Source organism: Leptothoe sp. ISB3NOV94-8A, from assembly GCF_043421595.1.
GTDB lineage: Bacteria > Cyanobacteriota > Cyanobacteriia > Phormidesmidales > Phormidesmidaceae > Leptothoe > Leptothoe turfae.
Genome location: NZ_JAXSQW010000001.1, coordinates 2,950,034 through 2,968,629 on the forward strand (window position 1 = coordinate 2,950,034; position 18,596 = coordinate 2,968,629).

Genomic DNA, 18,596 nt, shown 5'->3' on the forward strand with positions numbered 1-18,596 from the left:
TGTACGAAAAGTTGGCCAAGATTTAGAATTCAGCGATTTAAGCAGGACAAAGTTGAGAATCCGGGATTATGACCGGGCACCTTAGGTTAGATAGAGATTTCTTGTTATGAAACCCTTATTTATTGGTTTAGCGATGCTTCTATCGCTGATGGGCCTACCCGGTTACACCTTTAGCAAAAAAGATCTCACACAGCTTCAAGAAACCCGCCAGTGCCCTCGCTGCGATCTGCGCGGTGCCGATTTGCGAGGCATGTTTCTACAGCAAGCCAATTTGCGACGAGCTAACCTCGCAGGAGCTGATCTTAATGGTGTTGATTTAAAGGGAGCCTTTCTCTTTCAGGCTAATCTCCGTGACACAGATCTGCGTAACGCCAACCTCAGCAATGTAAACCTGTTCGGTGCTCGGTTAGAAGGCGCACAGTTAGCCAATGCCCATGTGGATGAACGTACAATCATGGATGACCGCTGGCGATTGGTTTGGGATTTGGTCACCCATGGTTTAGGTGAGCATGACCTGCGTGGCATAGATTTGCAGGGGGCCAACTTAGATGGTGCTGATTTACGGGGTGCTGATTTGACCGGGGCCATTCTCACCGGCACCACCTTTGAAGGCACATTTTTAAGTGGCAGTCTCTTCAACCAGGCTCAGCTAGACGAGACTAGCTTTTTTATTGCCAATTTACAAGCAGCAGATCTATCAGAGAGCCAGCTTCAAAATGGTAGTTTGCGGGCTGCAGATGCTCGTCTAGTGAATCTCTCTAGAGCTCATTTAAACCGAGCTGATCTGGCATTGACCTACCTGGATAGTGCCACGCTCATTGAAGCTGATCTCACCAGAGCCGATTTAACTGGAGCGTTGTTGACCCAAGCCGATCTAACCAATGCGCAACTGAGTAGGGCTAATCTTCTCGTTGCTGACTTTCGCGAAGCCACATTAGACGGCATTGATCTCACCAGAGCCAATCTTCAAGGAGCCGACTTTACTGATACACAATTTGCGGCATCCCAACTGAGAGATGTGATTCCTGCTGGCATTCGACTGATTAATGCTGATTTAGCAGGTTCAGATCTGAGCAATCTGGATTTGCGGGGTACTGATCTCAGTGGTAGTAATCTGCGGCAGGTGAATTTTATTAATAGCAACCTGCGGGGGGTTAATTTCCAAGGAGCCGATCTAAGCTTTACGGATTTTTCTGGGGCGAATCTTGCTGAGGCGAATTTTCAGCAAGCTACATTAGAAGGGATTAAGTTTGATATTCGCACCAATCTCTGCGGTGCCATTATGCCAGACGGTAGCGAACGTAGTTGTAATTAGCCAGCTTACCAAGGACTGCCAATCATCGTGGTGGGCAGGTAATTGCTCAACTCCCCCTCCGGGGGATTGTCTTCCTGGATGCTTATGCGTAATGTATGGGTATGCAAGACCTTCCTGACCTAAGCCAGTTAAGTCCAGAGGCGAAAGATACTCTGATACGAATGCTATGGGAAGAAATGCAACGGTTACGTCAGCGTTTAGACGAGTTAGAAAAGCGTCCCAAAAAGACCAGCCAGAATTCAAGTAAACCGCCATCACAAGACATCAAAGCCAATCGAAAAAACCGGAAGAAGAAAGATTGATATTGCACCAGATGGTAGAGTTATCTCTTTTAGAAGAACTGGATCAGAGGAGTGAAAAATGATGTAAAGCGTAGCTTTTTATCATTTACCAAGACAAGTTGTATCCACCTTTGAAACGAGATAGTACACTTTCCCATGGTTAATAGTCTTTCAAAACAGCAGGAACTAATGTTGAATGATTACTCAAGAAAATGGTCTAACTCTCTATTAAAAAAAGATAATTTAGATGATTTGAATCAAACAATTAATGATCTCTATACTTCAATAAACCTTACAAGACCAGAAATATACCATTTTTCATCTATAGAATCCGCTTTAAGATTTCTTTTAGATAAACCGTTAGAACTGATGGGCAGTGGCATCGAATTATTATTCGAGCAGTATCTTATTAAAGAATTAGAGCTGGAAATTTCAGGTCAGATAGAGGAAAAACTTTGGTGGAAAAAGTTATATAAGGAGTTATCTTGTGATTTTAGAGAAGCATGGTCAAGCCCTATGGATGAATCTATCTGGGAAAATCTATCTCAGATTTTTTTAGACGCAGACTGGGAAAAATTGAGTGCAAAGCTATGGGATCAAAATCCAACAAAATCTGATAATTCTAGTGAATTAGTCATCGAGTATTCATTTAATGTGTTTTCAAGCTGGATTTGGAATAGTGCTTGTTGTTTATATGATTTTTGTATATCTGAGCTTCGCTGTAAATACAATCAGAAAAAGTGGAAGATATTGAAAGATATCATAGGTTCATGTGATTATCTTTTTCCTTATCAAAATATATGTTTGATAGCGGTTATATCTGAGCATGAGAAATCGTGGTTATCAGCAATAAATTTAGACGACCAAGTATAGTAAAGGGTTATGCAGAATGTAGAAAACCCCGGTGTGTTAGTCAGGTAGGGTGCGATGATATCGCACCACTTTAAACCCGCTCCATCCCATATCCAATATTCTCTTTTAGCCCCAGTAGGCATTGTCCAGAAAAACTTTTATAAGCTTCAGCTCCGTTTGATTCTCAACTATTTAAGTTGTAATTCATCGAGCTTATCCTGCTGTTTGATAAGAGAATCTGGCTAGCTGCGTCCGATATCGAAGGACACCCTGGTAAGGAAATCTCTACCAGGGTGTCCTTTTTTAAGTAGGGTTACAGCTGAATTCAGATTTGGGATGCGATCGCACTCTTCAAAACCAACACCAAACTGGCTTTCCAATCAGCTAAGTAGACCACATGGATGCTGAGTAAATTACACCAAGCGGTGGACGATAAGAACAACTAAAAAAGCCCGTGCTGGAGTATTGATAGAAACTCCAGACGGGCGTTTGCTTTAAGAAAGAGAGGAAAGTGTTGATTCGGAACTATCTATGTGGGAGAATCCTGGTTAGATTTACGGGTATTAATGCCCAACAAGCCATAGAGGGCACAGGAACCAAAGACCCCTGTGAATAAAGCAATACCACCGGCAACATCCAATACAATGCCTAAGGTTGAGTCGGCATAGATGAGCAAGCCGAAATATAGCAATACGATTGCTGCGAGCGTCCGCAACAGACGATCTATAGTACCAACATTGTTAAACATGGGAATTAACCCTCCTGATTTTCTATGTAATACGTGATCTGTTCTATACAACTCCGGCAGCAACTGGCATCGTTGCGGGCAAGCGATCCATGACCGCTTGCATCTTTTGACTGGCATCTAAGGCAATCTCTTTAGCCTGAGGACTATGGATCATCAAAAACATAATCAGTGGATCCACAGCTGAGACTTCTACCTGCCCATTCTCATGCTCTTGAACAACAACATTACAGGGATAGAGCACCCCAGCTTTGTCATCGGTTTGTAGCATGCTATAGGCCACCTGCGGATGACAGGCTCCGAGAATCTTATAGTTACGGAAATCAGCGCCTAGCTTTTTCTTAAAAGCCGCTTGCACATCAATTTCGGTTAAAATCCCCATTCCTTCAGCCTTAAGTGCTTCAGTGACCTGGGCTATAGCTTCATCAAAGGAAGCTTTAATTGTCTTACTAAAATGATACATGGCTGATGTGTGTTGGCTTGATTTGTGAGAAATGTATCGGACTAATGTGAAGTCTAGACTCTTTATTTACTATATAACTAAATAGTGATTTAATCAACCATTTTTCTGAATTTATATTAAAGTCTCTTTTCCTAAAGCTTTTGCCAGAGCTTTATGTAGAGCTAACCAATGAAGCAAGTATGGCCTCTACAGTAAAGTTGACCAATGACCATGCCCTGGCAGCTTGGCTAGACTGGCTCAACTTTCTTAAAAACGGGTCCTATTTACGGTTGATCAGCTGACTGGTGAGAGAACCAGCAACAAAAGCAGCCAGAAAAATCATGGGGCTCCATGATTTTAAGATCAACGCAACAATTGCAGGTCCTGGACAATAGCCTGCAATGCCCCACCCAATACCAAAAATAGCGGCCCCCAACACCAGAGGGAGGTCAACCTCTTTATAGGTTGGCAATCTAAAGGCAGTAGCAAAAATTGGATAGGGTAACCGTAAAACAAATCGGAATGCGATGACAGTGACCCCCACAGCCCCGCCCAGGACAAATAACAATGCGGGATCCCAATTGCCAGTGATATCTAAAAAGCCCAGTATCCGTTCTCGGTCAATCATTTGGGATAGACCTAACCCTAGGCCAAATAAGAGGCCAGATGAGAGGGCAACCAAATTCTGCTTCAGCGTTAGTGTTTGCTGTATTGATACTTTTTCCATAGTGCTTATCCAGTTATGCCATGTCGAGTCAGCCAGACAGTTAGCATGGCTGTAGTGAGAAAGGTGAGCACCGCAACTAGCGATCGCAACGACAACCGCCCCAAGCCGCACACTCCATGACCGCTGGTACAGCCATTGCCCAGACGAGTGCCAAACCCCACCAGAAAACCGCCTAAGATCATGGTCCCTGCTGTCAGGGATGGCGTGGGAGTAGGCTCAGGTGCCAGGCCATATTCATAAAGTATTCCACCCAGGAGCATTCCCGCCAAAAAGAGCCAGCGCCAGGGTTCATTCCCCTGAATGCCACCGTTAACAATGCCACTAATGCCAGCAATCCGACCATTAAATGCCAGCAAAATTGTTGCACTCAAACCAATCAATACCCCACCTAATAATGCTGTTCCCCAACTTAATTCCACCATGGCAAGGGTCCATCAAAACGAGATTGAAACATCATATAACCAAATGGTAATACTATATCATGACTTTGATAAACTGTATCTGCCTTTGATAAACAAATGAGCGAGCAAATCTGGCAATGCAAAGAACGGATTCTGGCCCTGAAAAACCGTTGGCTAACGCTGATTGGCGAAACACTTGAGACACCCGAGGGCCAATCCCTGAACTATTGGCGTGTTGAAAAAGCAGACTCGGTCATTGTTTTACCTCTGTACCAACAGCATTTGCTGTTACCACCGCCAATGTATCGTCCAGGTGTGGGCGAATCCACTTGGGATTTTCCGGGTGGGCGATGCCCTGATGGGCAAAGACCCCATAATGCGGCAAAAACAATTCTTCAGCGGGAGTTGGGTATTGCTGACTCGGCCCTGCATCACTTGAAACCGTTAAATCAAACTGGCTGGTTCATCAACAGCTCCTTTTCAAATCAACGTCTCTATGGTTTTGTAGCTGAGCTCAGTGACGATGCTCCCCTATTGTCTGAAAAACTGGGAGCAACTTATCCGACTACCGAACCAGGCATCCAAGCGCTATTGGCAAGGCTAAATTGTCTGCAATGTAGATGTCTATTGATAGAGTGGTGGGCAGCTAGAGCCAGGGAATGTGCAGTTTAGGCAGTGATATGAAAAAGCGAAGGCCATTCACCATAATACTCTATGGCAATATAGTGAATTGTCTATAGGTCGCACTATATTAATTACATTAATTGCAGCTAAATGACGGTTCCTAGAAACCCGATTGCATTTTATACCGGTTACACGGAGATTATTGAGATTACCAGGTTGGGTCAGGCGAATGTTTCTAAGCATCTCAAGATGCTTACCCAAGCAGGAGTGGTTAGCCGTTATATTGAGCAGCAGTCACAACAGTTTGAAGCATTAGGTGCTATGGGACAAGCTCGCTAAGGATATCGTTTTTAGGGATGTCATAGTGTGACTTCGATAAAGGCGATACTTTTGTGCTGCTGGTTAATTACTTAAACATTGTCTCTTTTTGAAGGACAATCGGTTTCCTGAAAAGCATATTGTCTTTTTTGGAGAGTCAATTCACAATGAAAGTCATCAATGCCAAGCTTCTGTTTCTAAACCATAGGTTTGGGATTGACCTGTTAGATTGTGTAAAGGATAAAACCATGGCGGATACCGAGATTTTTGTTTTAGATAATGGCCCACTGATCGTCAAAGGGGAATTTTCTGTGACCGATGGGGATAAACAGCCCTATCCTAAGCAGGAACAAGTTGCCCTTTGTCGTTGTGGTGCATCGAGTAACAAACCCTTTTGCGATGGGGCTCATGCCAAAGCTGGATTTGAGGCAACAGACCGAGCACCTGGGGACTAATAAAAATTAAATTTTTCTTGTAGGGGCGTTACAGACAACGCCCCTACAAGAAAAAGAAAATGATGGGGGCGGATGCAATATCTTGTCCAGATTTTTAGAGAGTTTGTCAGCTAGTGTGTCAAGAAACTCCCAAGAACAATATTAATGAATACATCTGTTAGTGATATTGACCCTGACAACGCCATCGATCAACATGTTACAGCCGTTATTACCCATCGGGTCAAAGTTGGACGGCAAGAAGGGTACGAAGAATGGATTAGAGGCATCTCAGCAGCAGCCCGTGAATTTGAAGGGCATCTGGGGGTGAGTATTCTCCGACCTCAGCCTGATACACCACCAGACTATGTCATTGTGCTTCAGTTTGATGCCTGTAGTCATCTAACAGCCTGGCTCAACTCAGATACTCGCCATACTTGGATTGAACGGGTAAAACCCCTGATTCAAGCCCAGGAAACCATCCAGGTTTTGTCAGGGTTAGAATCCTGGTTTCAATTGCCCAAACAGCCGGGACCTAAAGCTCCAAGGCGTTACAAACAGGCTATTTTAATCTGGGTTGGGGTGATGATTGTGTCCCTGGGGGTGAGTCCGCTGATGGCACCATTGCTAAGTTTCTTACCCTGGTTGCTTAAGGTATCTGTCAATGTAGCAATTACAGTGGCTCTTCTGTCCTATGTGATCATGCCCCGACTGACTCGATGGTTTAAGGGTTGGTTGGTTGTTAACTAGTGTGGCGTCAAACATTTTATATCAGGTCATGACAGAAAATATTGCGTATTTAGAGAATCATTGAAGGTGGCCGGTTTTGACATAAATGAGACAGCCTTCTTCGCTAAAGGGCATATGCACACTGTCGGGTGGATTTCGCAGCCAGGTACCCTGAGGATACACTCCCTGCTCATCGGTAAATGTGCCTTCTAAGACAAAGATTTCTTCACCCCCCCAATGGTGATGTTGTTGAAACGTTGTGCCGGGTGCCCATTTTACTAGCGCTACCTGTTCAGTGCCGTAGCTGTGTAGAGGCAGCACGTGTAAACCAGTCACTAAACCAGGAGACCATCCTGCCTTGTTCGTGTCGATGGTCACTTGCTGTTGATCGTTTGGATCCATTTGTCGCAGTTTAACCAGGATTGTTGCACCGTCCTTACTGTGGGGAGTATGGCTAGAACCTACGGGGTTGCGCACATAGGTGCCTGGGCCAAAGTCTCCGTGTTCGTCTGAGAACACCCCCTCTAAAACAAAAAACTCTTCACCACCACCGTGGGTGTGGGCTGAAAAGTAGCTGCCGGGAGCATAGCGAACAAGAGAAGTTGCCCGGGCAACTTCTGCACCATCGCGTTCGATCATACGCCGTTGTACACCTGCCATGGGAGAGTTAATCCAGGGTAGGTTCTCAGTATTGACCACGGCTCGTTCTGTTAAATCTGCATGGATTTTCATGATAGGTTTCTGTGGATTTCTAGAAGCTATTTAACGCATGTTCCTTGAACATAGTCTTGTCCAAAGATAGAGGGTGAGGCTCAAACCCACATCGGGTTAGTGCTCCCTTACAGCACCCTTAGTTGTATTGATTTCGCCCAGCCATCACACCGCCATCCACATCCCACACAGCACCGGTTACCCAAGCGGCCTTATCAGACAATAAAAAAGCAATGGCTTCAGCTACATCTTCAGGGGTGCCAATGCGGCCAATGGGATGGAATCCGTTAAAGCCTTGCAGGGCATCATGCACATCCTCTTTGGGAATAAAGCCCTCATAAATAGGTGTTGCCACCACAGCAGGAGAGACTGCATTCACCCGAATATTGTGCTCAGCTAACTCCATCGCGAGATGTTGAGTCAAGGAATGCAAACCCGCTTTGGCCATAGAATACGCCGAAGATGGCGTTGCCTGGATGGCCTGCTTAGCCCACATAGAGCCAATGTTCACAATGGCACCTTTGTTGTTTTGCTTAATCATGTTTCGAGCCACTGCCTGGGTAATAAAGAAGGTGGCCTTATTCAGATCTAGATAGAGATCATAGTCAGCGGCTTCATAGTCCAGGAATGGTTTGGGGAGAAAGGCTCCAGCTGCATTAACTAACAATGTAGCGTCTGCATGGGCCTGATTAATTTTTGCAATTAAAGCCTGAAGTTTCTCAGGTTGCGAAATGTCAGCACGCTCTCCCATAACAGGACCATAGGCCTTCAGCTCATCAACGGCGACCTGCAACTTTTCTGCACGACGACCAACTAAAACAACTGAACCACCATTTTCAAGAACAATGCGGGCAACGGCTTTACCCATACCACTGGTGCCACCGATAACAATGAGTTTTTGATCTGCAAATGACTGCAACATGTTGAGCTCCTTTTTGGGAAATAGTGGACAATCTACCTACCAGAAGGTAGATAACAGGACAAAAAATTTAGGCTTTGGCAAATTTTGCTGTAAGCAGTGGATAAACAACCTGCTCAAAGGTAACCACACTGTCCGCTGATGAACGAGCCAGTAGCTGTGCCCCTTGGAGCATCGCAATCAACCCCTTTGCCTCCTGTTCAACTGAGGGATGACAGTCCCAATGTCCGCTGTCACATCCCTGCTGGAGCAAGTTTATGACCCAGTTCTCAGTGTGGCTAAAGAAGGTTTGAATCTCCTCCCGAATAGGTTGGGGCAAAACTTCGAAATCTGCTGCTAACATGGCGCATAGACAGATCTGATGCTCCTCTAGACCATTGCGGTAGAGATTGGCAAATTGGACAATTTGCTGATCAAGGCTGGCCGTGGACTGGGTAATGCGATCGCACGCCTTTCCCATTTCCTCTCGATATCGTTTGACTAACTCTTTCACCAACTCATCCTTAGAGGGAAAGTGGTAGTGAATACTAGCTTTGCGAATACCAACCTGCTGTGCGATATCAGCATAACTAAAGGCACTATAGCCTCGATTACGCACCATATCTTGAGCAACATCCAATATGCGTTTAGCCGTGTTTTTTTCCATGGCTTAAGTATCTACCATCTAGTAGATAGATGTCAACCATAAAGCTATGGATGAAGCGGTCAACCCAGGTTGAGCCAAGTCCTAATCATTCGGGGACTGCACAAAAATAAGAACCCAGGTTGGGGCTGTAGATGGTAGGAAGAGATTTTTGGGAGTCTCTTCAACTTAGCTTACGCGAGTTAACAAAATCAGTGAATTTTCCATATTTTCGATCCCAACCGCCATACTCAAGGTGACCCAATGCAAACCTGAGTGATCCCCCATTCCCATGCAAGATTTCAACTGGAAAAAGCTTCAAAATGGCTCGGACATCCGTGGTGTTGCAATCGACGGTGTTCCTAACGAACCCGTTAACCTCACCCCAGAAATCGCTCAGCGGCTAGGGCAAGCCTTTACCACCTGGCTCGCCACAAAACTTAGTAAGCCAGCGACAGATCTGCAGCTTGCTGTCGGTCGTGATAGCCGTGTCTCTGGGCCTACTCTCATGCAAAGTGTGATGGATGGCATGGCTAGCCTTGGTGCAAATGTGTATGACGTCAGCATGGCCTCTACGCCCGCCATGTTTATGAGCACCGTCACCCCCGGCTTTGACTGTGATGGGGCCATTATGATGACCGCCAGTCACCTGCCCTTTAACCGCAATGGCCTGAAATTTTTTACTGCCCAGGGTGGTCTTGCGAAGGCAGATATTACTGAAATCCTGACATTAGCTGAACAAAACGACTTCTCACTAGTAGACAGAGCTGGAACTATTGAAACCCGTGACTTTATTGCTGTCTATGCCGATCAGCTGGTTCAGAAAATTCGCAATGCCGTTAACCATCCTCAACATTTTGAGCAACCCTTACAGGGCTTAAAAATTATTGTCGATGCTGGTAATGGTGCCGGTGGTTTCTATGCCAGCAAAGTGCTTGAACCCCTGGGTGCTGACACAAGCGGGAGTCAGTTCCTAGAGCCTGATGGCATGTTTCCTAACCACATTCCTAACCCTGAAAATCACGATGCCATGGCTTCCATTTGCCAGGCAGTATTAGCCAATGAAGCAGACTTCGGTATTATCTTTGATACGGATGTGGACCGTTCTGCTGCTGTGGATCATCAAGGCCAGGAACTGAACCGTAACCGCCTGATTGCCCTGATATCTGCCATTGTGCTACAGGAACACCCAGGGTCTACCATCGTGACTGACTCCATTACCTCCGATGGGCTTGCTCAGTTCATTGAACAAGATTTACGGGGTAAACACCATCGCTTTAAGCGTGGCTATAAAAATGTCATTACCGAAGCTGTGCGCTTAAACCAAACTGGAGAAGAATCTTGGCTGGCGATTGAAACCTCCGGCCACGGTGCCATGCGGGAGAACTACTTTCTTGATGATGGAGCGTATCTGGTGAGTAAGTTGTTGATTGAGCTGGCTAAAGTGAAACAGGCTGGGCGCTCACTGACAGATTTGATCGCGACTCTTAAAGAACCAAGAGAAAGTCGAGAGATTCGTATCAAGATTGGTGTAAATGAGTTTAAGTCCTATGGTGAGAGTGTCATTGGTCAGCTTAAAACCTTTGTTGAACAACAGGATGATTGGTCATTAGTCCCGAATAACTATGAAGGTGTCCGCGTGGCCTGTTCCTCTCCAGAAGAAGACGGGTGGTTTTTACTACGCCTTTCTCTGCATGACCCTGTATTGCCCTTAAATATTGAGTCTAATGTAGAAGACGGGGTTGCCCAAATTACTGAACAACTGCTGATATTCTTCAATGGTATTGAGTCTTTGGATCTATCGGCCTTTTCTTAAAAATGTAGGTTAAACAATTTTAAAGACCTGTAGGGATGCACTGCTGTACATCCCGTTGGGGCTATGGGGAGATCGCCTACAGATCGGGGGAATAAATCCTTTTAACCTGCTAGATAGGCTTTGCCTCGTTCCAGACGATTATTGACTTCATCCCAGTTGACGACGTTCCACCAGGCGTTGAGGTAATCTCCTCGACGATTTTGATACTTTAGATAATAGGCATGTTCCCAAACATCGTTGCCCATGATGGGGTAGTAGCCATCCATTAAAGGACTGTCCTGGTTGGGAGTGTTCATCACGGTAAGTCGACCATTTCTGTCTAAAACTAGCCATACCCAACCGCTGCCAAACCGAGTTTTACCGGCACTATTAAAGGTTTGTTTGAAGGTTTCAAAGTCTCCAAATGCTTGATTGATAGCTGCGGCAATGGCTCCAGTGGGTCGTCCCTGACCGTCGGGGGTCATGATTTCCCAAAACATGGTGTGGTTGGCATGGCCGCCACCGTTCTTGCGCACAGTTGCACGGATATTTAAGGGAAGGTCATTTATGTTACTAAGTAACTCTTCTATAGATTTTGACTGTAGCTCGGGATAGTTTGCGATCGCACCGTTCAATTTTCTGACATACCCAGCATGGTGCCGGTCATGGTGCACCGTCATGGTCTCGGTATCAATATAGTCATTCAGTGCATCATAGGCATAGGGCAGCGGAGGAAGGGTAAATTCCTTCGTTGCGGTTTGATCAGCAATCCTGTTGAGAGGAGGCAGGATCTGTCCTGTTGTTTCATTAGTAGCCGCAACAACTGCCACTGGCTGCGCGCTACCCCATAGCAAAGTCATTACCAATGCAACGGGAAAAAGCCACACAAATAAGCGTTTAAGTTTCATGGGGAATACCCTGCGAAATCACATCTGCTCATTCACGCTGCCAAGGGTCCCACCATGATTACTGGAGTTACGAACAATGAACCTTGATGAAAAAATAATTTTTAATCTTTACTGAAACCTTATCAGGAACTTCTGGACAGGAAATCTATCAGATTGAAGATCGTTTACTTAGATTGCCGCTGATTTTCCTAGACAATAAGGAACTCTATGAAAAAAGATACTTGCAGATATCCGTATAAGCTTTAAGAATTACTGACAAATATCTGCCTCAAAAGTATTTGTAGCTACACTGCAAAAGGATTGCTTCAGGGCAATACTCGGATTGATATTATCTCTTTAATTAATGTTTTATTTGTTCCATAATCTTTGACTAATCGTCGTTTGACATAGCCCCATAGCAGTTGCAGAATCAGTCGATGTTTGTACCATGGTTTTGACCATGCAATAGCTAACCGTGCCTTGAGATGGGAGGACAACTATGAATTTAGATGGAATCGGTGAAGAGCAAGTACATGCGCTCTTAATGTTAATTGTCTTAAATATAATTATCTTTGCAGCTTTGATAACTAAAGTTCAGGCTGAATTGGCTGTGTCGGGCCTGTGTGCCCTGTTTTAGTAAATGATCTGGTGGCAAGGGGTACTTTGTGATTATTGATGACCAGCAGTATGACGTAATTATTGTCGGTACTGGTGCAGGGGGCGGTACCCTAGCCTGTAAACTGGCACCCACCGGTAAAAAGATTCTGATCCTAGAGCGGGGAGACTTTATGCCCCTCGAAGAACAAAATCGCAGTGACGTCGATGTCTTTAAACGAGAACGTTACCATGCTCCCGAGCAATGGTACGACACTGCTGGCGAGCCCTTCTCCCCTCAGATGAACTATGCCGTAGGTGGCAATACTAAAATCTACGGGGCTGCCTTGCTAAGAATGCGAGAACGAGACTTTGAGCGGGTAGAACATCAAACAGGTGTTTCCTTGGAATGGTGTTTAAAGTACGCTGATTTTGAGCCTTACTACACTGAAGCTGAGCGGCTGTATAAGGTGCATGGCACCCTCGGTGGCGATCCAACGGAGCCTGGGCATAGTCGAGAGTATCCCTATGAAGCGATTAACCAAGAGCAAGAGATTGAAGAAATAATGGTTGCGATCGCAACCCAGAACCTCCACCCCGCTTGTCTACCCTTGGGCCTTACTCGCCAGGACGATGACCCCACCAACGACTCTGAAGTCAGCGGCATTGCCCCGGCCCTCACCCACTCCAACGTCACCCTCAAAACCGAAGCTAGGGTGGTCGCTCTCCACACTGACCCCTCCGGTCAGATGGTCAAAGCGGTGGAAACCCAAATTGGCAACCAAACCTACTTATTCTTTGCCTATATTGTTGTCCTATCCTGTGGTGCTGTTAATTCAGCGGCTCTATTACTTCAGTCGGCCAATGAGCAACACCCCTGTGGTCTAGCCAACAGTTCTGACCTGGTGGGTCGTAATCTGATGAAAAGCTTACTGACAGCCGTGGTACAGCTCACGAATAAAACTAACTCAGGAGATTTTCCTAAAACTGTCTACATTAACGATTTTTACTGGGGAGATACCGATTTTCCCTACCCGATGGGGCATATCTACAATACAGGTGGCCTGCTCAGCGACATTATTTTTGCTGAGGCTCCCCCACTGCTCTCAATTCTGGCCAAATATATGCCTGATTTTGGCCTCAAACAGTTGGCCACGCGCTCCATTGGCTGGTGGATTCAAACTGAAGACTTACCTGACCTCAACAACCGTGTGCGCATCGACCATAACAAACTCTACATTGACTATACTCCCAATAATTTAGAGGCCCATGATCGCCTGGTTTATCGTTGGATAGAGGTGCTAAAGACCCTTGAAAAAGACTTAGGTGGGTTTCAGCGCGGTACCCATCCCCGTGGTGAGGTGCCTATTCAGGTGATGGCTAACCAATGCGGTACCTGCCGATTTGGGAATGACCGGACTACGTCGGTTTTGAATCCTAACTGCCGCACCCATGACGTGGATAATCTTTATGTGGTGGACAGCAGTTTCTTTCCGTCTAATGCCAGCGTAAGTCCGGCGCTGACGGTGATTGCCAACGCCTTACGGGTAGGAGACCATTTAATTGAGCGGTTGATGTAGGGGCGTTCCATGGAACGCCCCTACATCAACCATGGAACGCTCCCACACCGAGAAATCATAAACCCTCATTCCTCAGCGTTTGTAGAAGCATCGGAGCTGTCTGCTCTACCATTGCCTACAATAGAAATACTCTCAAGTGGCCAACTGGCCATGAGTCAAGCCGTTTGAGAATATTATGAATCGTCTCCCTATGTCCCTGTTACCCCATCTCTCCCAAGTTTCTAATCTGCGTCAAGCCCTTGCTGTTCAGCTTGAGACGATGATCAGTACGCTTCAGCCGTTGCAAGAAACGTTTGATCTCACCCAGCCCCTCATCGATCTCTCGGCTGCTAGTGAAGGTCTGCGCCAGGGAGTCTTTCGCCTCATGGTGCTAGGGGATATGAAACGGGGGAAGAGTACGTTTCTCAATGCGCTACTGGGAGAACCCTTACTGCCCAGCAATGTGAATCCTTGCACGGCCCTACTGACGGTGCTGCGCTATGGTCCTACCCCTGAAGCAACGATTTACTTCAACGATGACCGACCGCCTGAGCAGTTAGACATGGAGACATTTACCCAACGGTACACCATCGATCCAGCTGATATGCGTCAAAGTGGCAGTACCCCACCTTTTGCCCATGTGAGCCATGCGGTGATTCACTATCCGCTATCGCTGTTAGAAAACGGTGTTGAAATTGTTGATAGTCCGGGTCTCAACGATACTGAAGCTCTAAATAAACTTTCCCTTGGCTATATCCAAAGCTGTCATGCAATTTTGTTTATGCTGCGGGCTACACAGCCTTGCACCCTGGCTGAGCGTCGCTATCTCAATAACTACTTGCAACATAAAGGGCTGTCGCTGTTTTTCTTGCTGAATGCCTGGGACCACATTAAGGATAGTTTGCTAGATCCCGATGATCCAGATGAATTGGCTCAGGCAGAATCCCGCCTGCATCAGGTGTTTCACAGTACCCTTAAAGACTATTGCGATCGCTACGACCAGCGGGTATTTCCCATTTCTGCCTTGGAGGTGCTACGTCAGCGGATTAAGACTCCAGATGAGCCCATTCGCGATCCAGGATTTTCGCGGTTTTTGCTCACCCTGGATCAGTTTCTTACCCATGAGCGGACCCAGGCTGAGTTTCAACCAGTAGTGGCCTTATCTCGCCGTACGCTGACAGAACTTACGGAAAAGGTGCAGCTGCGTCAGACTCTATTGGCGCAAAGTGTGGCTGAGCTGAAGCAAACTATTTTGCAGCTGGCTCCGGTGTTTGAACAGCTGGTGGTGATTCGCGATCAGTTTCAGCAGGAGATTCGGACGAGTTGCGATCGCAATGCCACAGCCACCTCCTCCTCCTTTAAGGACTTTATCCTTAGCCTGGAAACCACCTTTGAAAAAGACTTTGCCCCTTACCAACCCGATCTCTCCCTGTTAGATCTTGTCAGCCCTGCCGGTCGGCAACAGTTTAACCAATCCCTAGAGACGGCCTTTCAACGCTATCTCAACGATCGACTTTTACACTGGAGTCGCACCCTGGAACCCACCTTACGCAGTGCTTTTCAAGCTCTGTCTAAGCGAGCCGCCCACTACGGTACCTCCTACAACCAAATCACCCAGCAAATTCTAAATACCCTCAGCGGTCAGTTTGTGGAGCTTCCCCTCGACAACAGCCAACCCAGCTGGGCAGCATGGGCCATTGATGCCCTCAACCAACCGGCAGATACCCCCGAAGTTAAAGCAGTTCTGGCCAGCATCGATCTGCAGAGCATTCTGATCAACGTAGTCGCTGCCATCGGTGCCAGCCTTTTAGCTTCCAGTCTGATCAGCACCATCGCCGGACCCATTACCCTAGGGATTGCCAGCCTGGGCATCGGGGCCTTCCAAATTGACCAAACCCGTCGTGCCTTAGTCGCAGCGGCGCGCCAGGAACTCAGAACCCACCTACCCCGCATTGCCGCTGAACAGCAGCAACCTATCCATTCAGCCATTATTCAGTACTTTCGCGACTATGAGCAATCCGTCATCAGTCGCCTGGATGCCGACATCAAAGCTCGCAAGGCTGATTTAGAAACCTTACTGACCCAAAAGCAAGACCAAGAATACCAGGGACAACATGAATTGGACCAATTGCAGACGGCTTTAAATCAGCTACAGCAGGCAGATCAGGTGATTCAACAGCTTTATGGTCAGGTTTAGGGGGTTTTTAGTTCTTAGTTTCTAGTTTTTAGTTCTTGGTTCTTGAGTCCTAATGAATGTCTTGTAGGGGCTGCGCCTTGTGCCAGCCCTGCTACACTCAAAACTAATCACCAATAAGTCCCCCCTCCCATGCCTGATTTCAAACCCAACGACGGTCGTCTCTATGCCCCTGCCACTGAGCGTAATCGTGAGTTCATTCTCGCAGTGCTAGAGCGCGTTCTACCCAATCCAGGCACCGTGTTGGAAATTGCTAGCGGTACGGGTGAGCATGCTAGTTTTTTCGCCCCTAAACTTGCACCCCGACGGTGGTGGCCCAGCGATATCAGTGAGCCCATGCTGAAGAGTATTGCCGCCTGGCAGCAGGCCACCAATGCTCGCTATCTACTCCCCCCCATAGAACTCGATGTTTGCCATGACCCATGGCCTGTGGAGGCAGATGAAAAGCGGTCGATTGATGCAGTTGTCACCATTAATATGATCCACATTGCTCCGTGGAAAGCGTGTGATTTTTTGATGGCTGGGGCTGGGCGTGTACTGCCTGAAAAGGGTGTTCTTTACTTATATGGTCCCTTTAAGCGTAATGGTGAGCATACAGCGCCTAGTAATGCCATATTTGATGGCTGGCTGAAAGAACAGAATCCTGATTGGGGCGTGCGGGATTTAGAAACTGTTGAAGAGACGGCTAAGGCACATCAGCTAGCTCTGCAGGAGGTGGTGGAAATGCCTGCTAATAATCTTTCGTTAGTGTTTCATAAACAACCTTAGTCGTTACTCAAAGCCTTAGAAGGGCTACCGTGTACACACATCTCGAAAGGGCGTTCACAATCTTGCATTACCCCCCTTAATCCCCCCTTGGTAAGGGGGGAAACTCCGGTTCTCCCCCTTGGTAAGGGGGAGCTAGAGGGGGTGAGGCAGGGGAGCTAGAGGGGGTGAGGCAACCGCGAACGCGCTAGTTTCCAACACTTGTGTGTACACGGCAGGTGCTAAGGGGAATGCGCAGCGTGAAACAGGTGCCCTTGCCAGGGGAATAGGCCGCAGTCACTGTGCCCTGTAAGGAGGCGATCTGAGGACGCACTTGCTGACAGGGCGTTTCTGGATTGAGGCCGTATCCATCGTCCCAAACACACATCACTAGATGCTGCTCTGCTTGCTTGGCCGCCAGTTGAATTCTACCCAGAGCTGATTTCCCTTGCTGCTGTCGAACGGTAGGCATCTCAAGATCTTGTTTGAAGGCATAGTGTACCAGCTGTAGTAGCGGATCATATAGCCGCTGAGCGATGGCTTGGTCAATGAGAACTTCATTCTCTCGAATTTCCACCAGAACAGGTTTATCATGCTGTCTGGTTAAATCACTCAAGTCCTCCTGACAGTTTAGGAATACCTGACTGAGGGGCTGTTTTTTGACCACAGAGATGGGCTTTGTGGGGAGTGTTGGCGGAGGGCTTGATGGCTGAGCAACTTGAATTTGAGGTGCTTTGCGAGGTATTGTTATCGGTTGGTTTAACCATTGCCATAGGCCCTTCAATCGATTTGTTCGTTGGGGCACCTGTGTGCCCAACTGTAGGAGAGCTGAACTCGGGGCACCCCCCTGGTTGCGATCGCCCTGTAGTACTTTTGTCTGGCCAGCACGATAGTCGGCCAATGCAATTTGAGCAATGTGAACAGTTTGGGCAGGATGCTGTTTGAGGGCCGCTAACGTCGCTTTGGCAATTGCCCCAAACCCTGGCAATTGAAGTGATTCGGCTAACCCAATGAAGACATCAGCGTGAATATGGAGTAGGGCTTTTAAAGATTCAGGGTCAGGCGTTTTGAGAGCGTAGCTTAATTCATTTAAGTAGTCGGTGACGCCACTTTCAAAGATCGCCTGAGTGACATCAACCCCAAGCTCAATGGACGTGGGTAAATAGCTATCTTGACCAAACCGATCGCCTAGGTTTTCCTGTAGCTGTGAGACGATGGTCGCTATCCGGGCCAAAATATTGGACTCATCAATGGGTTCTTTGGCTAACCGTACTGAGACCATCAGTTCCAAGCAGTTGTACCCTTCAAAAATTAAGTCTTCTACTGTGGGAGTTAGGTTGGCATCTGGAGTACACAATGCCTTAAATGCATTTTCTAATGCCTGGGTGATGGTTTTGATAACATCTAACCCCACGGTTGCTGCGGCCCCTTTCAGGGTATGAGCTAAACGCATCAATGTATGCGCTTTCTGGATACTAAAGTTTTGACTTAGAGATTGAAGCTCATCCCCTATTTGCTGAAGTAATTGAGAAGCCTCCTGTTGAAAATAGGTTGGCGGTGGTTGTAAGATGACCTGATTAGAACTCATGATGACTTAAGGAATATAACGCTATGGTGTCCTAACAGAAGGATAGATGATATCTATTCTGTTAAGCTAAATTTATTGTTTTGTAGTTGTTTCCGTCTCCGGTGTTGCCCCGTGTCTC

The 18,596-nt window shown here is 46.8% G+C and carries 20 protein-coding genes and 1 pseudogene; 12 read left to right on the forward strand and 9 right to left on the reverse strand.

The features are described 5' to 3' along the window. The first annotated feature begins 106 nt into the window (after positions 1 to 106). The 3 genes from SPB21_RS12650 to SPB21_RS12660 all read left to right on the forward strand — a co-directional run bounded on the left by SPB21_RS12650 (position 107) and on the right by SPB21_RS12660 (position 2,469). Positions 107 to 1,315 carry a pentapeptide repeat-containing protein gene (locus SPB21_RS12650; RefSeq protein WP_163697633.1) on the forward strand — a complete coding sequence of 403 codons (1,209 nt, stop codon included), beginning with the start codon at positions 107 to 109 and terminating at the stop codon, positions 1,313 to 1,315. Between the two features lie 95 nt (positions 1,316 to 1,410). Further along, entirely contained in the window at positions 1,411 to 1,617 is a 207-nt protein-coding gene (locus SPB21_RS12655; RefSeq protein ID WP_163668706.1) for a DUF6444 domain-containing protein, read from the forward strand. A gap of 135 nt (positions 1,618 to 1,752) precedes the next feature. Beyond that, a complete protein-coding gene (locus SPB21_RS12660) occupies positions 1,753 to 2,469 on the forward strand; it encodes a hypothetical protein (RefSeq protein ID WP_499866759.1) in 717 nt (238 codons plus the stop codon). 508 nt (positions 2,470 to 2,977) lie between these two features. Here SPB21_RS12660 and SPB21_RS12665 read toward each other — a convergent pair. The 4 genes from SPB21_RS12665 to SPB21_RS12680 form a co-directional block, all read right to left on the reverse strand. Continuing rightward, positions 2,978 to 3,196, reverse strand: a complete 219-nt coding sequence (locus SPB21_RS12665) for a YgaP family membrane protein (RefSeq protein ID WP_163668710.1) — start codon at positions 3,194 to 3,196, stop codon at positions 2,978 to 2,980. A gap of 43 nt (positions 3,197 to 3,239) precedes the next feature. Further along, positions 3,240 to 3,656 carry a DUF302 domain-containing protein gene (locus SPB21_RS12670; protein ID WP_163668712.1) on the reverse strand — a complete coding sequence of 139 codons (417 nt, stop codon included), beginning with the start codon at positions 3,654 to 3,656 and terminating at the stop codon, positions 3,240 to 3,242. A gap of 259 nt (positions 3,657 to 3,915) precedes the next feature. Then, positions 3,916 to 4,362: a DUF6691 family protein gene (locus SPB21_RS12675; RefSeq protein WP_250565118.1), complete on the reverse strand. Its 447-nt coding sequence runs from the start codon at positions 4,360 to 4,362 to the stop codon at positions 3,916 to 3,918. Between the two features lie 5 nt (positions 4,363 to 4,367). Continuing rightward, positions 4,368 to 4,784 (reverse strand): YeeE/YedE family protein, encoded by a 417-nt coding sequence (locus SPB21_RS12680; protein WP_163697622.1) that lies wholly within the window; start codon positions 4,782 to 4,784, stop codon positions 4,368 to 4,370. A gap of 96 nt (positions 4,785 to 4,880) precedes the next feature. Here SPB21_RS12680 and SPB21_RS12685 point away from each other — a divergent pair, with 96 nt between their 5' ends. The 4 genes and pseudogenes from SPB21_RS12685 to SPB21_RS12700 all read left to right on the forward strand — a co-directional run bounded on the left by SPB21_RS12685 (position 4,881) and on the right by SPB21_RS12700 (position 6,886). Continuing rightward, complete coding sequence (locus SPB21_RS12685; RefSeq protein WP_499866760.1) at positions 4,881 to 5,435, forward strand: NUDIX hydrolase; 555 nt, start codon at positions 4,881 to 4,883, stop codon at positions 5,433 to 5,435. A 144-nt stretch (positions 5,436 to 5,579) separates the two neighbouring features. After that, positions 5,580 to 5,726: pseudogene (locus tag SPB21_RS12690) on the forward strand (ArsR family transcriptional regulator); the annotation flags it as partial. 146 nt (positions 5,727 to 5,872) lie between these two features. Continuing rightward, positions 5,873 to 6,160, forward strand: a complete 288-nt coding sequence (locus tag SPB21_RS12695; RefSeq protein WP_490795765.1) for a CDGSH iron-sulfur domain-containing protein — start codon at positions 5,873 to 5,875, stop codon at positions 6,158 to 6,160. A 144-nt stretch (positions 6,161 to 6,304) separates the two neighbouring features. Beyond that, positions 6,305 to 6,886, forward strand: coding sequence for an antibiotic biosynthesis monooxygenase (locus SPB21_RS12700; protein WP_163697620.1), 582 nt, complete (start codon positions 6,305 to 6,307; stop codon positions 6,884 to 6,886). A gap of 57 nt (positions 6,887 to 6,943) precedes the next feature. Here the strand turns inward: SPB21_RS12700 and SPB21_RS12705 are convergent, their stop codons facing one another. From SPB21_RS12705 to SPB21_RS12715, 3 genes are all read right to left on the reverse strand, one after another. Beyond that, a complete protein-coding gene (locus SPB21_RS12705; protein WP_499866761.1) occupies positions 6,944 to 7,597 on the reverse strand; it encodes a cupin domain-containing protein in 654 nt (217 codons plus the stop codon). 118 nt (positions 7,598 to 7,715) lie between these two features. Further along, positions 7,716 to 8,498, reverse strand: coding sequence for an SDR family NAD(P)-dependent oxidoreductase (locus tag SPB21_RS12710; protein WP_163668722.1), 783 nt, complete (start codon positions 8,496 to 8,498; stop codon positions 7,716 to 7,718). A gap of 67 nt (positions 8,499 to 8,565) precedes the next feature. Next, entirely contained in the window at positions 8,566 to 9,141 is a 576-nt protein-coding gene (locus SPB21_RS12715) for a TetR/AcrR family transcriptional regulator (protein ID WP_163697615.1), read from the reverse strand. A gap of 268 nt (positions 9,142 to 9,409) precedes the next feature. On the opposite strand from SPB21_RS12715, the gene SPB21_RS12720 reads away from it, so the two are divergent. Then, positions 9,410 to 10,933: a phosphomannomutase/phosphoglucomutase gene (locus SPB21_RS12720; protein ID WP_163697613.1), complete on the forward strand. Its 1,524-nt coding sequence runs from the start codon at positions 9,410 to 9,412 to the stop codon at positions 10,931 to 10,933. 101 nt (positions 10,934 to 11,034) lie between these two features. Here SPB21_RS12720 and SPB21_RS12725 read toward each other — a convergent pair whose 3' ends face one another. Continuing rightward, positions 11,035 to 11,820 carry a superoxide dismutase gene (locus SPB21_RS12725; RefSeq protein WP_163668728.1) on the reverse strand — a complete coding sequence of 262 codons (786 nt, stop codon included), beginning with the start codon at positions 11,818 to 11,820 and terminating at the stop codon, positions 11,035 to 11,037. A gap of 478 nt (positions 11,821 to 12,298) precedes the next feature. On the opposite strand from SPB21_RS12725, the gene SPB21_RS12730 reads away from it, so the two are divergent. The 4 genes from SPB21_RS12730 to SPB21_RS12745 all read left to right on the forward strand — a co-directional run bounded on the left by SPB21_RS12730 (position 12,299) and on the right by SPB21_RS12745 (position 16,914). After that, complete coding sequence (locus SPB21_RS12730; protein ID WP_006514708.1) at positions 12,299 to 12,436, forward strand: hypothetical protein; 138 nt, start codon at positions 12,299 to 12,301, stop codon at positions 12,434 to 12,436. Between the two features lie 28 nt (positions 12,437 to 12,464). Further along, positions 12,465 to 13,973: a GMC oxidoreductase gene (locus SPB21_RS12735; protein WP_163668730.1), complete on the forward strand. Its 1,509-nt coding sequence runs from the start codon at positions 12,465 to 12,467 to the stop codon at positions 13,971 to 13,973. Positions 13,974 to 14,148: 175 nt separating this feature from the next. Further along, on the forward strand, positions 14,149 to 16,149 hold the full coding sequence (locus SPB21_RS12740; RefSeq protein ID WP_499866762.1) for a dynamin family protein: 2,001 nt from the start codon (positions 14,149 to 14,151) through the stop codon (positions 16,147 to 16,149). 129 nt (positions 16,150 to 16,278) lie between these two features. After that, positions 16,279 to 16,914 (forward strand): DUF938 domain-containing protein, encoded by a 636-nt coding sequence (locus tag SPB21_RS12745; protein WP_499866763.1) that lies wholly within the window; start codon positions 16,279 to 16,281, stop codon positions 16,912 to 16,914. A gap of 184 nt (positions 16,915 to 17,098) precedes the next feature. Here the strand turns inward: SPB21_RS12745 and SPB21_RS12750 are convergent, their stop codons facing one another. Further along, positions 17,099 to 18,478, reverse strand: coding sequence for an Hpt domain-containing protein (locus SPB21_RS12750; RefSeq protein ID WP_499866764.1), 1,380 nt, complete (start codon positions 18,476 to 18,478; stop codon positions 17,099 to 17,101). Positions 18,479 to 18,596: the final 118 nt, after the last annotated feature.